The sequence below is a fragment of the Streptomyces sp. NPDC126497 genome (genome assembly GCF_040302425.1).
Classification (GTDB): Bacteria; Actinomycetota; Actinomycetes; order Streptomycetales; family Streptomycetaceae; genus Streptomyces.
Window position 1 is genome coordinate 16,490 of the sequence record NZ_JBEORT010000085.1, and the last position, 13,312, is coordinate 29,801.

13 protein-coding genes and 1 pseudogene are annotated in these 13,312 nt (G+C 74.5%); 13 read left to right on the plus strand and 1 reads right to left on the minus strand.

Annotated features, from left to right (window positions below):
• Positions 1 to 6: 6 nt before the first annotated feature.
• From ABTY20_RS27370 to ABTY20_RS27430, 13 genes are all read left to right on the plus strand, one after another.
• Positions 7 to 813 carry an MlaE family ABC transporter permease gene (locus tag ABTY20_RS27370; RefSeq protein ID WP_351999716.1) on the plus strand — a complete coding sequence of 269 codons (807 nt, stop codon included), beginning with the start codon at positions 7 to 9 and terminating at the stop codon, positions 811 to 813.
• Between the two features lies 1 nt (position 814).
• A complete protein-coding gene (locus tag ABTY20_RS27375; RefSeq protein ID WP_351999717.1) occupies positions 815 to 2,068 on the plus strand; it encodes an MCE family protein in 1,254 nt (417 codons plus the stop codon).
• On the plus strand, positions 2,065 to 3,123 hold the full coding sequence (locus ABTY20_RS27380; RefSeq protein ID WP_351999718.1) for an MCE family protein: 1,059 nt from the start codon (positions 2,065 to 2,067) through the stop codon (positions 3,121 to 3,123). The genes ABTY20_RS27375 and ABTY20_RS27380 overlap by 4 nt, the downstream gene beginning before the upstream one ends.
• On the plus strand, positions 3,120 to 4,229 hold the full coding sequence (locus tag ABTY20_RS27385; protein ID WP_351999719.1) for an MCE family protein: 1,110 nt from the start codon (positions 3,120 to 3,122) through the stop codon (positions 4,227 to 4,229). Before ABTY20_RS27380 ends, ABTY20_RS27385 begins: the two co-directional genes overlap by 4 nt.
• The gene (locus tag ABTY20_RS27390; RefSeq protein ID WP_351999720.1) at positions 4,226 to 5,269 is read left to right on the plus strand and encodes an MCE family protein; all 1,044 of its coding nucleotides are present in this window, start codon (positions 4,226 to 4,228) and stop codon (positions 5,267 to 5,269) included. The genes ABTY20_RS27385 and ABTY20_RS27390 overlap by 4 nt, the downstream gene beginning before the upstream one ends.
• A complete protein-coding gene (locus ABTY20_RS27395; RefSeq protein WP_351999721.1) occupies positions 5,266 to 6,588 on the plus strand; it encodes an MCE family protein in 1,323 nt (440 codons plus the stop codon). Before ABTY20_RS27390 ends, ABTY20_RS27395 begins: the two co-directional genes overlap by 4 nt.
• A complete protein-coding gene (locus ABTY20_RS27400) occupies positions 6,585 to 7,862 on the plus strand; it encodes an MCE family protein (RefSeq protein WP_351999722.1) in 1,278 nt (425 codons plus the stop codon). Before ABTY20_RS27395 ends, ABTY20_RS27400 begins: the two co-directional genes overlap by 4 nt.
• On the plus strand, positions 7,859 to 8,374 hold the full coding sequence (locus ABTY20_RS27405) for a hypothetical protein (RefSeq protein ID WP_351999723.1): 516 nt from the start codon (positions 7,859 to 7,861) through the stop codon (positions 8,372 to 8,374). Before ABTY20_RS27400 ends, ABTY20_RS27405 begins: the two co-directional genes overlap by 4 nt.
• Positions 8,371 to 9,006: a hypothetical protein gene (locus tag ABTY20_RS27410; protein ID WP_351999724.1), complete on the plus strand. Its 636-nt coding sequence runs from the start codon at positions 8,371 to 8,373 to the stop codon at positions 9,004 to 9,006. The genes ABTY20_RS27405 and ABTY20_RS27410 overlap by 4 nt, the downstream gene beginning before the upstream one ends.
• A gap of 27 nt (positions 9,007 to 9,033) precedes the next feature.
• The gene (locus ABTY20_RS27415; RefSeq protein ID WP_351999725.1) at positions 9,034 to 9,582 is read left to right on the plus strand and encodes an Rv1363c family protein; all 549 of its coding nucleotides are present in this window, start codon (positions 9,034 to 9,036) and stop codon (positions 9,580 to 9,582) included.
• 45 nt (positions 9,583 to 9,627) lie between these two features.
• Positions 9,628 to 10,419, plus strand: coding sequence for a hypothetical protein (locus ABTY20_RS27420; RefSeq protein WP_351999726.1), 792 nt, complete (start codon positions 9,628 to 9,630; stop codon positions 10,417 to 10,419).
• 64 nt (positions 10,420 to 10,483) lie between these two features.
• Complete coding sequence (locus ABTY20_RS27425) at positions 10,484 to 11,734, plus strand: lytic transglycosylase domain-containing protein (protein WP_351999727.1); 1,251 nt, start codon at positions 10,484 to 10,486, stop codon at positions 11,732 to 11,734.
• Between the two features lie 186 nt (positions 11,735 to 11,920).
• Entirely contained in the window at positions 11,921 to 12,898 is a 978-nt protein-coding gene (locus ABTY20_RS27430; protein ID WP_351999728.1) for an arabinan endo-1,5-alpha-L-arabinosidase, read from the plus strand.
• 45 nt (positions 12,899 to 12,943) lie between these two features.
• On the opposite strand, the pseudogene ABTY20_RS27435 reads toward ABTY20_RS27430, so the two are convergent.
• Positions 12,944 to 13,312: pseudogene (locus ABTY20_RS27435) on the minus strand (histidinol-phosphate aminotransferase family protein); the annotation flags it as partial.

Sequence of the window (13,312 nt, forward strand, 5' to 3'; positions counted from 1 at the left end):
GGCCCGATGGCCTCCCCGCTCGCCCTGCTCGACCGCTCCGGCGACCACCTGCTCTTCTACGCCCGGGCGCTGCTGTGGATCCCGCGGACCCTGCACCGCTACCTCAAGGAGGTGCAGCGCCTCCTCGCCGAGGTCGCCTTCGGCACCGGCGGCCTCGGCGTCATCGGCGGCACCATCGGCGTGATGATCGCGATGACGCTCTTCACCGGGACCGTCGTCGGCCTCCAGGGCTACGCGGCCCTCGACCAGATCGGCACGGCCGCGTTCACCGGATTCGTCTCCGCCTACTTCAACACCCGCGAGATCGCGCCCCTCGTCGCCGGACTCGCCCTCTCCGCGACCGTCGGCGCCGGCTTCACCGCCCAGCTCGGCGCCATGCGCATCAACGAGGAGGTCGACGCCCTCGAGGGGATGGGGATCCGCTCCATGCCCTACCTGGTCACCACGCGCATCATCGCCGGGGTCGTCGCCATCGTCCCGCTCTACGCGGTCGGGCTGCTCTCCTCCTACCTGGCGTCCCGCTACGTGACCGTGCTGTTCAACGGCCAGTCCCGGGGCACCTACGACCACTACTTCAACCTCTTCCTCTCCCCGACGGACGTGCTGCTCTCGGTGCTGAAGGTGCTGGTCTTCAGCGTGATGGTGATCCTCGCCCACTGCTACTACGGCTACCGCGCCACGGGCGGCCCGGCCGGCGTCGGCGTGGCCGTCGGCCGGGCCGTGCGCAACGCCATCGTGCTGATCAGCGTCACCGACTTCTTCCTGTCGCTCGCCCTGTGGGGCGCGACCACGACCGTGAAGGTGGCGGGGTGAGATGAGCACAGCACGAGGCGAGACGCTGCGCCGCCGGTCCGCGGGGGTGGTGTTCCTGCTGGTCCCCGTCCTGCTGGTCTGGCTGGCCGTCGCCGTCTACGACAAGAGGTTCACCGACTCCGACCCGGTGGTCGTCGAGACCGGCAGCGTCGGCAACGAGATGCACCTGGGCGCCGAGGTCAAACTGCGCGGCGTCGTCGTCGGCGAGGTCCGCGCCGTCGAGGCCACCGGCGACGGGGCCCGGCTCACCCTCGCCATGAAGCCCGGCGCCCTCGACGACGTGCCCTCCGACGTCCGCGCGCAGATGCTGCCGACCACCCTGTTCGGCGAGCGGTTCGTGGCCCTCGTGCCGCCGGAGACCCCCTCGGACCGGCCGCTGGCCGCCGGAGCCGTCATCCCCCAGGACCGCTCCGAGAACGCCGTCGAACTCCAGCAGGTCCTCGACGACGTCCTGCCGATGCTCACCGCGGTCCAGCCGCAGAAGCTGTCCGCGACCCTGTCGGCCGTCTCGCAGGCCCTGGAGGGACGCGGCGACCGGCTCGGCGACACGCTGGTCCGGCTGGACGCCCACCTCGAGGAGTTCAACCCCCACCTGCCCGCCCTCAACCGGGACCTCAGGCACCTCGTGGAGGTCGGCCACCTCTACGCGGACGCCGCGCCCGACATCGTCACGGCGCTCACCGACCTCACCACCACCAGCGGCACCCTCGCCGAGCAGGAGGCCGCCTACGCCCGCACCCTCGGCGCCACCACCCGGACGGCCGAGGACCTGACGGCCTTCCTGCGGAAGAACGAGGACAACGTCATCCGGCTCGCCGCCACCTCCAGGCCCACCCTGGAACTGCTCGCCGAGTACTCCCCCTCCTTCCCCTGCACCCTGCGCACCCTCGCCGAGTTCGTGCCCGCCATGGACAAGGCGCTGGGCAAGGGCACCGACCGGCCCGGCATCCACGTCGACGTCACCACCGTGCCCTCGCGCGGCGCCTACCTCCCCGGCCGCGACACCCCGGTGTACGACTCCGGCGGCGGCCCCCGCTGCCCCTCCGTGCCCTACCTCGGCACCCTCGCCCGGCCCGCCGCGCAGGCCTTCGCGTCGGCCGGCCAGGACCTCGGGCCCGCCAACTCCCCGCAGGAGAACGACCTCGTCAACGAACTGCTCGCACCCGCCGCCGGACGGCCGCCCGGAGAACTGCCCGACTGGAGCAGCCTGCTCGTCGGTCCGGCCTACCGCGGCACGGAGGTGACCCTCGGATGACCGCCCCGGACCACGCGCACACCCGGCGCCGCCCGCTGACCGGGCCGCTGCTCAAGTCCCTCGTCTTCGTGGTGATCACCGGCATCGCCACGACCGTGCTCGGCCTCAGCGTCGCCGGCACCGGCGTCGGCACCGGCACCCACACCTACCGGGCCCTGTTCACCGACGTCACCGGACTCGTCGACGGCGACAGCGTACGGATCTCCGGGGTGGAGGTGGGCGAGGTGACCGACGTCCGCGTCGTGCGGCGGCGCACCGCGCAGGTCACCTTCACCGTTCGCGACGACCGCCGGCTGCCCCGCTCGGCCACCGCCGCCGTGAAGTACCTCAACATGGTCGGCCAGCGCTACGTCGCCCTCGACCGCGGCGCCGGCGACCTCACCGGCACGCTCGAGGCGGGCGACACCATCCCGCTCGACCGCACCACGCCCGCCCTCGACCTGACCCTGCTCTTCAACGGGTTCAAGCCGCTGTTCGAAGGGCTGTCCCCGAAGGACGTCAACGAGCTCGCCGGGTCGATCGTGCAGGTGCTCCAGGGCGAGGGCGCCACCGTCGACGGCCTGATCCGCCACGTCGGCTCGCTCAGCACCACCGTCGCCGCCAAGGACGAGGTGATCGGCGAGGTCGTCGAGAACCTCACCACCGTCCTGGACACCCTCAACGACCGCGAGGACGGCTTCGACGACCTCGTCGTCACCCTGCGGGACCTCGTCTCCGGCTTCAACGACGACCGCGAACCCCTCGGCGAGGCGGTCGAGGCCATGGGCGACCTGACCACCGTCACCGCGGACCTCCTCGAGGACGGCCGCGCGCCCCTGAAGCAGGACATCCGCGAACTGGGCCGGCTCTCCACGGGCCTGGGCGACCACCTTCCGAAGATCGAGGACTTCCTCGACCGGACCCCCGCCAAGATGACCGCCCTGGCCCGCCTCTCCTCCTACGGATCGTGGTTCAACCTCTACCTCTGCGAGGCACGGGTGAGCGGAGTGACCACCTCCGACGGCTCGGAGCCGCCGACCGGCATCGCGATCACCGAATCGAGGTGCCGCGCATGAGGCCCTTCGCACGGCGCGACCGGGCCGACGGGGCCGGCGCGACGGAGACCGGGAAGGCGGCCGGGCCGCGGCGGCCGCGCATCCGGCCGGTCAAGGAACGCGACCCCGTGGCCGTCGCCGTCGTCGGACTGCTCGCCCTCGCCCTGACCGCCGTCCTCGTGTACCACGCGGACCGGCTGCCGTTCGGCGGCGGCACGCGCTACAGCGCCGACTTCTCCGAGGCCGCGGGCCTCGACGAGGGCGACGAGGTGCGCATCGCCGGCGTCAAGGCCGGGGAGGTCACCGGCGTCACCCTCGACGGCGACCGGGTGAAGGTCACCTTCGAGGTCGAGGACGCCTGGATCGGCGACCGGACGACCGCCGCCATAGCCATCAAGACCCTCCTCGGCGACAAGTACCTGGCGCTCGACCCGCTCGGCTCCGGCCGGCAGGACCCCGGCAGCCGCATCCCGCTGTCCCGCACCACCTCGCCCTACGACGTGACGCAGGCGTTCCAGGACCTCGGCTCCACCGTCGAGGACATCGACACCCGGCGGCTCGCGGAGAGCTTCGAGACCATCTCCGACACCTTCGAGAACTCCCCGCCCCATGTGCGCAAGGCCGCCGACGGCCTGTCGGCCCTGTCGAAGTCGGTCTCCGAGCGCGACGCGAAGCTCTCCGAACTCCTCAAGGGCAGCGCCCGGTTCACCAGGACGCTGCAGAACAGGAAGTCCAGCTTCGAGACGCTCATCGAGGACGGCGGCTCCCTGCTCGGCGAGCTCCGGGACCGCCGCGACGCCATCCGCGCCCTGCTCAAGGGCAGCAGGGAACTCGGCATCGAACTCGGCGGCCTCGTCGACGACAACGAGAAGCAGCTCGGCCCCGCCCTCAAGGCCCTCGGCCGGGTCACCGGCGTCCTGGAGAAGAACAACGCCCAGCTCGGCAAGACCCTCGCGCTGGTCGGCCCGTACTACCGCCTCGTCGGCAACACCCTGGGCAACGGCCGCTGGTTCGACAGCTACCTGTGCGGCGTCGTCCCCCGCGACTACCTGCCCGAGACGTCCCTGCCCCAGACCGGCTGCATGCCGCCGAAGCAGACGGCGGCCCGGGGAGACGGTGAGCGATGAGCACACGCAGAAGAGTCCTCACCGGCGTGCTCGCCCTCGCGGTGCTCGCCGCCGTCGGCCTGACCGCCGTCCGGGTCCTCGGCTCCGACGGCACCCGGATCACCGCCTACTTCGACCGCACCGTCGGCGTCTACGCCGGGTCCGACCTGCGCATCCTCGGGGTGCGGGTCGGCGAGGTGGAGTCGGTGCGGCCCCAGGGCACCACGGTGCGCGTCGGCCTCCTGCTGGACGAGGGCGTCAAGGTCCCCGAGGGCGCGCGGGCCGTCGTCGTCGCGCCGAGCGTCGTCGCCGACCGCTATGTGCAGCTCACCCCCGCCTACAGCTCGGGCCCCGCCCTCACCGAGGGCGCCGTCCTGCCCGCCGCGCGCAACCGCACCCCCCTCGAGATCGACCAGCTCTACGACTCGATCACCGAACTCGGCGAGGCGCTCGGCCCGGACGGCGCCAACGCCGACGGCGCCCTGTCCGAACTGCTGAGCACCGGCGCCGCCAACCTCGACGGCAACGGCGAGGCCATCGGCGAGGGCGTCGAGGAGTTCGGCAAGGCGGCCAGGACCCTCGACGGCAGCAGCGGCGACCTGTTCGGCACGCTGCGCAGGCTCCAGACCTTCACCACCATGCTGAAGGAGAAGGACACCGACGTGCGCACCGCGCAGGAACGCCTGGACGAGGTCGTCGGCTTCTTCGCCGACAACAAGGACGACCTCGCCGGCGCGCTCGAGGAACTCGGCGCCGCCCTCGGCCAGGTCAAGACCTTCGTCGAGGAGAACCGGGGCGAGCTGAAGGAGAACGTCGACCGGCTCGTCCCCCTCACCCGGACCCTCGTCGAGCAGCGGACCTCGCTCGCCGAGGCGCTGGACCTGGCGCCGCTGGCCGCGGGCAACGTGGTGAACGCCTACAACCCCGACACCCGCACCCTCGACGGCCGGGCGAACCTCAACGAGATCAGCATGGGCGGGCCGCTGCTGCCGCTGCCCGCCGCGGGCGGCTCCGCCACGAGCGGCGACGGGCCCGCGGCCACCGGGAAGGGGGAGCGATGAGGCGCGGCACACGGAACTCCGGCCGGAGGACCGCGGCGGTGCGGCGCGGCGTGCTCACCACGGGCGGCGCCGCCGGCCTCACCCTGGGCGGACTGATCGCCCTCGGCCTCGGCTTCACCCTGGCCCTCGGCGCGGTCGCCGTCGAACTGCCGCGCTTCGGCGGCATCGAGGACCTGCCGCTGCCCGGCGGCGCCGACCTGGGCGACCACCCCTACACCGTCACCGCGGAACTCCAGGACGTGCTCAGCCTGGTCCCGCAGTCCGCGGTGAAGGTCGACGACGTCGCCGTCGGCCGGGTCACCGCCGTCGAACTCGGCCGCGACGACTGGTCGGCCCGCGTCACCATGAGGATCAACGGCGACGTGCGGCTGCCCGCCGGCGCCACCGCCCGGCTCGAACAGTCCAGCCTGCTGGGCGAGAAGTACGTCCAGCTCATCGCACCCGAACGGGCCTCCGAAACCGGGAGGCTGGAGGACGGGAGCGTCATCCCGGTCTCCCGCACCAGCCGCAGCACCGAGGTCGAGGAGGTGTTCGGCGCGCTCTCCCTGCTCCTCAACGGCGGCGGGGTCAACCAGCTCAAGACCGTCAACCGGGAGCTCAACGCGGCGCTCGGCGGACGCGAACCCGAGATCCGCTCCGTGCTGAGGCGGGTCAACACCCTGGTGACCGAACTCGACGAGCACCGGGGCGACATCACCGACGCCCTCGACGCCGTCAACCGGCTCTCCACGACCCTCGCCACCCGCAAGGACGACGTCGGCACCGTCCTCACCGACCTCTCGCCCGGACTGAAGACGCTCGAGAAGCAGCGCGGCTCCCTGCTGACCATGCTGCGCTCCCTCGACACGCTCTCCGGCGTCGCCGTCGCCACCATCGACGCGAGCAAGGACGACATGATCGCCGACCTCAAGGCCATCGCACCGACCCTGAAGGCGCTCGCGGACGCGGGTGCGGACCTGCCCGACTCGCTCGAGGTGCTGCTGACGTACCCGTTCACCGACGAGGTGCTGCGCGGGGTGAAGGGCGACTACCTCAACGTGTACCTGGACATGACCGCCGTGCCCGGGACCCGGGTGATCCCGCCGCTGGTGCCCCGGGAGACGGCCCCGCCCCCCGCGCCGGCGGACGGCGGACCGGGCGCGGCCGGCCGGGGACGGTCCGCGGAACGGGCCGGCGGGGAGGGAGGGTCCGCCCCGCCGTCGGCGGCCCCCTCGCGGCGGTCCTCGCCGACGCCGTCCTCCCCCCTGCCCCTGCCCTCCGTCCCCGTCACCGGGACGGCGGCGGACCCGGCGGTCACCCGGGGAGGTGAGCCGGGTTGATCACCCCCGCCGTACGGCTGAAGAACCTCGCCTTCCTCCTCGTCGCCGTCCTCGCCCTCTCCTTCCTCGGCATCCGCTACGCCGACCTGGGGCGGTACGTCGGCATCGCCGACTACTACACGGTCGACGTGCGGCTCCCGCGCACCGGCGGTCTGTTCACCCACTCCGACGTCACCTACCGGGGTGTCTCCGTGGGGCGCGTCGGCCCGATCGGCCTCACCGCCGACGGCGTGGTCGCCGAACTCCGCATCAGGAAGTCCGCCCCGCGCATCCCCGCCGACACCCGCGCCGTGGTCGCCGGGCTCTCCGCCGTGGGCGAGCAGTACATCGACCTGCGGCCCGAGAGCGACGGCGGCCCCTACCTCGCCGGGGGCGCCCGCATCGAACAGGCCGACACCCAGGTGCCCGCACCCGTCACGGACGTGCTGACCAGCGTCGACGACCTCGCCCGCTCCGTCCCGCTCGACGACCTGCGCACGGTCGTGGACGAGTTCGGCGAGGCCTTCGAAGGCCACGGCGACGACCTCCAGGTGCTGCTCGACAGCGGCAGCGACTTCGTGGAGGCCGCCGACCGCGCGCTGCCGTCCACCGTCCGGCTCATCACCGACGGCGAGACCGTCCTGCGCACCCAGGCCGAGGAGGAGCGGGCCATCCGCGACTTCGCCGTCGGGGCGAGGGAACTGGCCCGCACCCTCAAGGGTTCCGACGCCGACCTGCGCCGCCTCCTCGCCGTCGCGCCCGAGGCCGCCACCCAGGTCAGCGGCGTCCTGCGGGACCTCGACCCGAGCCTCGGCGTGGTCCTCGCCAATCTGCTCACCACCTCCGAGGTCGCCGTCACCCGGCAGCGCGGTACGGAGGAACTCCTCGTGACGTACCCGGCGGCCGTCGCCGCCGGCGCCACCGCCGTCGACGGGGGCAGGCTGGACCTCGGCATGGCCGTCACCTTCTTCAAGCCCCTGCCCTGCACCGACGGATACGGCGCCACGCGCTACCGCAACGGACTCGACCTCGGCACCACGCCCGCCCTCAACACCGGTGCGGCCTGCACCGCCCCCGCCGCGGAGGGGGTCAACGTGCGCGGCGCGGCGAACGCCCCGAAGGGCGGCGCGGTGCCCGAGCCGGCCAGACCCGGGACCCTGCCCTCCGGCAGCGGCGGGGCACGGACGGGCGGAACGTCCGCGCTCCCCGGCGCCCTCGCCCTGCCCGGTCAGGGCGGCGAGGCGCCCGGGGACATGGCGGGACTCCTCGCCCCGGCCGGCGGGGGCACCCGATGAGGCGGGCCCGGACACTCACCGGCGTGGGGCTCGCCCTGGCACTCGGCTTCTGCGGCACCGGCGCGTGGACGTACGCGCAGGCACGCGCCGACGACGCGCTCGCCTACGGCCGGGAGCGCGACCGGGCGCTCGCCGACGGACGGGAGGGCGTCGCCGTGCTCACCACGCTGGACGCCGCCACCCGGCAGCGGGCGGAGAAGTCCATCCTGGCCTGGCGCGACGCCTCCACCGGGCCGCTGCGCGAGGAACTGGCCCGTACCGAGGCCGAGGCGGGCGCCTCGGCACGCGGCACGGTCACCGAGGCCGCCGTCACCGCGCTCGACACGCGGGCCGGCACGGCCAAGCTCATCACCACCGTCCGCGTCCGGGTCACGCCCGCCGGGACGAAGAAGCCGACCACCGACCGCAAACGCCTGGAGGCGGTCCTGGCCCGCACGGACGGGGGGGAGTGGAAGGTGAGGGCGCTGAGCGCCGTACCGCTCGCGGGGAAGCAGGAGGACGGGGACCGATGACGCTGACACGGCTGCTGCGCGACGGCAGGGCGCGGGACTGCGCGCGGGGCGCGGACCCGGACGCGGACCCGGGGGCAGGGCCCGCGCGGGACGCGGACCCGGCGGACGGCGTCCGCGCTCCCCGGCCGCCCGGCGGCCGTCTGCGACGGGTCGCCCTCGCCGGGACCGCCGCGCTGCTGGTCCTCGGCGGCTGCGGCTTCCTCCACGGCGCCCACCGGCTCGAGTCGGCCGGGTCCGCCCGGAACCGCGCGCTCACCGACGCCGAGGCCACCGACCGCGTCGCGGGCGAGGTCGGCAACGCCCTCGCCCGCGTCTTCTCCTACACCCCGGACGGCACCGCGGCCGCCGAGCGCTCCGCGCGCTCCGTCCTCGGCGGCCGTGCCGCCCGCCAGTACCGGGACCTCCTCGCCCAGGTCCGCGAGGACCTCACCGAGCAGCGCGTCACCCTGAGCACCCGTGCCGTCCGCACCGGGGTGATCGAACTCGACGGCGACCGGGCACGCCTGCTGGTCTTCCTCGACCAGACCTCCCGCCGCGGCGAGGACGAGGCCACCACCGCGGCGGCCCAGCTCACCGTCACGGCCCGGCTGGAGAACGACCGCTGGCGGATCGTCGACCTCAAGGCCCGCTGACCCGTGCGCGGGAGACTGGAGCAGCCCATGGAACGCGCGGTCCGCGCCCTCACCGCACACCGCCCCCGTCCACTGCCCTCCCTGGTCCTCGCCCTCACCCTCGTCGCGGGCGGCTTCGCGGCCTGGGCGGGGCAGGACTGGTACGCCGCGGCCCACGACGACACGGCCGCGTACGCCGCGCAACGGGACGAGGCGCTCGCCGCCGGCGAGCAGGCCGTGCAGAACCTCAACACGCTCGACCACCGGGACCTGAACCGGGGCCTCGACCTGTGGGAGTCGTCGACCACCGGTGAACTGCACGAGCAACTGACGTCAGGGCGCTCGGAGTTCGCCGAGCAGGTACGGACGGCGAAGACGGTCACCACGGCCCGGGTGCTGTCGGGCGCGGTCACCGAGCTCGACGACCGCGCGGGCCGGGCCCGGGTGATGGTCGCCCTGCGCGTCACCGTCAGGGCGTCCGACGGCGCGAGGACGGACAAGGACAGCCGCATGCTCGGCGAGCTCACCCGCACCGGGGGCCGGTGGAAGCTGAGCGCCCTGGGACAGGCCCCCGTGGGCGGCGCACCGGCCGGCTGACCCGGTTCCGCACCGCGCAAGCCGCCGCACCGAGAGGACAGCACGATGTCGACGACCCGCCACCACATCAACCGCCAGCGGCGCCGCCTGGCCCGCGAGACCCGGCCCACCGCCTCCGCCGGAGCCCCGGGGGGCGCCGGGGGCCGGACCCGCGAGGGCGGCACGGACGTCCTGCCCCCTCCCGGCCCCCCGTCCACGTCCTTCGCGCGGACGACCGGGCCGGCCGGGGAGGGGAAGGCGGACCGGAGGGCGTCCGGGGCCACGGCCGGGGAGGAGACCGCCCGGGCCCGCCCGCGCCGCCCGGTGGGCCTCGCGGCGCTCTGCGCGCTGACCGTGCTCCTCGGCGGCTTCGCCGGCTGGGCGCACGCCGAGGCCGGAGCGCTCCGCGACGACCCCGCGCGGCGCAACACCGCCCTGACCGACCCCGCCCGCACCAGCGAGGTCGAGCGGCAGGTCGGCAAGGCCGTCGGCCGGCTCTTCTCCTACGACCACACCGACCCCGGGGCCCTCGGGAAAGCCGCGCGGGACCTGCTCACGGGGAAGGCCGTCGACCAGCACCGCACCCTGCTCGCCGACGTCCGGAAGCGGGCCGACGCGCAGAAAGCGGTGATCACCACCACGGTCACCGAGAGCGCCGTCGAACGGATCGACGGACCCAGGGCCCGGGTCCTCGTCTACGCCGACCAGAGCAGCGTCGCCACCGCCGGGAGGAAGGCCGCCGCGGACGAGGCGGCCGGGACGGACGAGGGCGTGTACGCGGGCGCCATGCTCGCCGTCGAGGTCGTGCGCCGCGACGGACGGTGGCTCGTCTCCGGCATCGACACCTTCGGCCGCTGAGGGCCGCGCGGCCGACGCAACCCACGGGCGTGACCGCCCCCGCATCCGACAGGAGTTGACAGCCATGCCCGTACGCCGTGCACGACGCCCGCGCACCGGCCGGACCCGCAGGGGACTGCGGACGACCGCCGTCACCGTGGCGGCCATGGCGGCCCTCGCGGCCTCCCGGGCCCCCGGACCCGCCGGGGACGCGAGGGACGCCCACGCCGCCCCGCCCGCCGCCGACGACGCGCTCAGGACGGCGGCGGGCGGCCCGTACGCCGATCCCGCTCCGCCGGGCGACGGCTCCTACCACACCGAGATCCCGCCCCTGAGGACCCGGGGCGCCGTACCGGCCGCCCCGGCGCTCGCGCGGGCCGTCCGCTCCCAGTCCGGCATCCCGGCCACCGTGCTGCGCGCCTACCGGGCCGCCGAGGCCTCCGTCGCCAGGACGGACCCCGGCTGCCGGCTGCCCTGGGAGTTGCTGGCGGCGATCGGCAAGGTCGAGTCCGGCCAGGCGCGCGGCGGCGCGGTCGACCGCGACGGCACCACCCTGGGCCGGATCACCGGGCCGCCGCTCGACGGCCGGGGCTTCGCCCTGATCCGGGACACGGACGAGGGCGCCCACGACGGTGACACGGTCCACGACCGCGCGGTGGGGCCGATGCAGTTCCTGCCGTCCACCTGGGCCCACTGGGGCACGGACGGCAACGGCGACGGCCGCGCCGACCCGAACAACGTCTTCGACGCGGCCCTGGCGGCCGGCCACTACCTGTGCGCGGGCGACCGTGACCTGGGCCGGGCCGCCGACCTGGACCGGGCGGTCCTCAGTTACAACCACTCGCGTCCTTACCTGAGGCTGGTCAGGTACTGGCTGGAGTTCTACAGCCGGGGGGTCCACACCGTCCCCGACGGCGAGGGCGTCATCCCGAGGAGCCCCGGCGCGGGCGGCGGCACCCCGGCGACCGGGCCCGTCGACGGCGGGAAGGGCGGCGGGAACGGCGGGAAGGAGGGCGGGGGTGTCGTCATCGGTCCCGACCCGGCCACGCCGGGCACCCCCGGGCCGTCCCCGTCCCCGTCCACCTCCGCCCCGACGCCCGCCTCCCCGTCCCCGGAGCCCTCCCCGACGACGCCCCCGACGAGCCAGGAGCCCTCGGAGCCGCCCGGTGAGTCCCCCACGGGGACCCCGTCGCCGTCGCCGGACCCGACCGACCCGAGCCCCTCGCCCACCGGCCCGGACGACTGCCCCACCGGGTCCGGCTCGCCGTCCCCCGACCCCGCCCCCTCGCCGACCGCCCCGCCCTGCCCGGCTCCGGCGGCCACCCCGTCCGGGTGAGGAGGACCCGGAGGACCGTGCGCGCCCGACGGCGAGGTGCGCACGGTCCTCCGGGGCCGGCCGTCAGGACAGGCCGCGCGGGCCATTGACGCGCACGTGGTTCGATTCTACGGTCCCGTTCGAACTTGCGATCGACGTTCGGAATGCCGAACGGTCTTCTCACCCCCACCGCAAGGAGAACCCCGTATGAGCCGCACCCTCCCCCGGCGCACCGCACTCCTCGCGCTCCCCGCCGCCGCCCTCCTGGCGCTGATGCCGACCACCGCCTCGGCGTACCCCAACCCCGGCCGGGTCACCGGATCGGTCGTGACGCACGACCCGTCGATGATCCGGACCTCCTCGGGGCAGTACCTCCTCTACGCCACCGGCGGCGGCATCTCCCACAAGACCTCCGCCGACCGCACCGCCTTCTCCGCCGGCGCCGACGCGTTCTCGTCCCGTCCGAGCTGGTGGCGTACCTACTCCTCCGTGCCGGAGGCCTGGGCGCCGGACATCTCGTACCACGGCGGCACGTACCTGATGTACTACTCCGTCTCGTCGTTCGGGTCGAACACCTCCGCCATCGGGCTGGCCCGCTCGACCACCGGACAGCCGGGCAGCTGGAGCGACTACGGCATCGTCTACACGTCGAACTCCTCCAGCGACTACAACGCCATCGACCCCAACCTCTTCGTCGACGACGACGGGACGTGGTGGCTGTCCTTCGGCAGCTGGTGGACCGGGATCAAGATGATCCGGATTGACCCCTCCACCGGGAAGCAGCTCTCCTCCCACACCACCCGCTACTCCCTCGCCTCCCGCCCCTCCGGGACGAAGGCCGTCGAGGCGCCGTTCGTCGTCAAGCGGAACGGCTACTACTACCTCTTCGCCTCGTACGACACCTGCTGTGCCGGCACCGGCTCCACCTACAAGGTCAAGGTCGGCCGCGCCACCGGCGTCACCGGGCCCTACCGCGACAGGAACGGCGTCGCGATGACGAACAACGGCGGCACGCCCGTCCTCGAGTCGCACGGCCGCGTCATCGGCCCCGGCGGCCAGTCGATCATGAGGGACGTCGACGGGGACCTGATCGTCTACCACTACTACGACGGCAACGACAACGGCACCCCCAAGCTCGGCGTCAACCTCCTGAACTGGAGCAGCGGATGGCCCGTCGCCTACTGACCCTGCCGGCAGTGAAGTCCCGCCCCCGCCCGGGAGCGGGGCGGTTCAGCCCGTCGCCGGGGCCACGGAGAGGCCGTCGGTGCCCCTGACCTGGGCGGCCGTCAGACCGCCGTGGGCGGGGACACCGGGCGGAGTGAGACCGGTGGGCGGCGGCACCTGTGCCGGAGCGGGCGCCGGATACGCCGCGGCGGCGGGCAGCGGCGGCGGTGCCGCCGGAGCGAACGGCTGCGGAACCGGTTCCGGGACCTGCTGGGGCACGGGCTGCGGCACGGGCCGGGGGGCCGGCTGCGGGATCTCCTGGGGCATGGGCTGCGGTACCGGCCGGGCGGTCGGCTGGGGCACCCCCGCCACCACCGCGGCCGGCACCGGCATCCCGCCGCCCGCGCCCACCGCCGGGGCGGGCACGGCGGCGGG

Excerpts from the sequence above, each read along its gene's own strand:
- ABTY20_RS27370 (WP_351999716.1), top strand. The coding sequence starts at position 7 with ATGGCCTCCCCGCTCGCCCTGCTCGACCGCTCCGGCGACCACCTGCTC.
- ABTY20_RS27375 (WP_351999717.1), top strand. The coding sequence starts at position 815 with ATGAGCACAGCACGAGGCGAGACGCTGCGCCGCCGGTCCGCGGGGGTG.
- ABTY20_RS27380 (WP_351999718.1), top strand. The coding sequence starts at position 2,065 with ATGACCGCCCCGGACCACGCGCACACCCGGCGCCGCCCGCTGACCGGG.
- ABTY20_RS27385 (WP_351999719.1), top strand. The coding sequence starts at position 3,120 with ATGAGGCCCTTCGCACGGCGCGACCGGGCCGACGGGGCCGGCGCGACG.
- ABTY20_RS27390 (WP_351999720.1), top strand. The coding sequence starts at position 4,226 with ATGAGCACACGCAGAAGAGTCCTCACCGGCGTGCTCGCCCTCGCGGTG.
- ABTY20_RS27395 (WP_351999721.1), top strand. The coding sequence starts at position 5,266 with ATGAGGCGCGGCACACGGAACTCCGGCCGGAGGACCGCGGCGGTGCGG.
- ABTY20_RS27405 (WP_351999723.1), top strand. The coding sequence starts at position 7,859 with ATGAGGCGGGCCCGGACACTCACCGGCGTGGGGCTCGCCCTGGCACTC.
- ABTY20_RS27410 (WP_351999724.1), top strand. The coding sequence starts at position 8,371 with ATGACGCTGACACGGCTGCTGCGCGACGGCAGGGCGCGGGACTGCGCG.
- ABTY20_RS27415 (WP_351999725.1), top strand. The coding sequence starts at position 9,034 with ATGGAACGCGCGGTCCGCGCCCTCACCGCACACCGCCCCCGTCCACTG.
- ABTY20_RS27420 (WP_351999726.1), top strand. The coding sequence starts at position 9,628 with ATGTCGACGACCCGCCACCACATCAACCGCCAGCGGCGCCGCCTGGCC.
- ABTY20_RS27425 (WP_351999727.1), top strand. The coding sequence starts at position 10,484 with ATGCCCGTACGCCGTGCACGACGCCCGCGCACCGGCCGGACCCGCAGG.
- ABTY20_RS27430 (WP_351999728.1), top strand. The coding sequence starts at position 11,921 with ATGAGCCGCACCCTCCCCCGGCGCACCGCACTCCTCGCGCTCCCCGCC.